This window comes from Alkalihalophilus lindianensis (genome assembly GCF_032843265.1).
GTDB lineage: Bacteria > Bacillota > Bacilli > Bacillales > Bacillaceae_D > Alkalihalophilus > Alkalihalophilus lindianensis.
The window spans coordinates 1-349 of record NZ_JAWJBA010000110.1 but is presented as its reverse complement, the minus strand read 5'-3'; the positions used below and the strand labels follow the sequence as shown (position 1 = coordinate 349).

Below are 349 nucleotides of genomic sequence, written 5' to 3'. Positions count from 1 at the left end.
ACATTATCAAACAGCAAAATGGGTGCTTGATTTAAAAGAGGATGATGTATACTGGTGTACTGCCGACCCAGGATGGGTTACAGGGACATCCTATGGCATTTTCGCCCCATGGTTAGCCGGGACAACAAATGTGATTATCGGCGGCCGTTTCAGCCCTGAGGCCTGGTATAAAATGATTGAAGATTTTCAGGTGACCGTTTGGTACAGTGCCCCGACATCTTTTCGGATGCTGATGGGTGCCGGGGATGAACTGGTAAACAAATTTGACCTTAGCAGCCTCCGCCATATATTAAGTGTAGGGGAGCCGTTAAATCCGGAGGTTGTTAAATGGGGAGCAAAGGTTTTTAAT

1 protein-coding gene is annotated in these 349 nt (G+C 46.7%); it reads left to right on the top strand.

The features are described from left to right. The coding region (locus RYX56_RS21525; RefSeq protein ID WP_317124014.1) for an AMP-binding protein at positions 1-349 on the top strand (349 nt) is incomplete at both ends.